The sequence below is a fragment of the Vogesella mureinivorans genome (assembly GCF_007644035.1).
In the GTDB taxonomy this organism is placed as follows: Bacteria; Pseudomonadota; Gammaproteobacteria; order Burkholderiales; family Chromobacteriaceae; genus Vogesella; species Vogesella mureinivorans.
Map to the genome: position 1 here is coordinate 1 of NZ_VMTV02000992.1, position 338 is coordinate 338.

Sequence of the window (338 nt, forward strand, 5' to 3'; positions counted from 1 at the left end):
GTCGAGATCGTTGTTGCTGGCGCAGCCGTCGGTGCCCAGGGCGATGTTGGCGCCGGCGCGGCGCAGGGCCTCGATCGGGCAGAAGCCCGAGGCCAGCTTCAAGTTGGACTCGGGGCAGTGGCCGATCGACACGCCGTTGGCCGCACACAGCTCGATCTCGGCCGGGGTCAGCTGGGTCATGTGGATGGCCAGCAGCTGCGAATTCACCAGGCCCAGGCGCTGCAGCCGCGCCAGCGGGCGCTGGCCGTACTGCTTGAGCGAGTCCTCGACCTCCTGCGCGGTCTCGTGCACGTGGCAGTGCACCACCAGCCCCATCTGGTCGGCCAGCAGGCGGATGC

Annotated in this window: 1 protein-coding gene; it reads right to left on the minus strand. The window is 69.8% G+C overall.

Annotated features, from left to right (window positions below):
* The coding region (locus tag FLQ44_RS21850) for an amidohydrolase family protein (protein ID WP_276607905.1) at positions 1–315 on the minus strand (315 nt) is incomplete at its 3' end.
* Between the last annotated feature and the right edge of the window lie 23 nt (positions 316–338).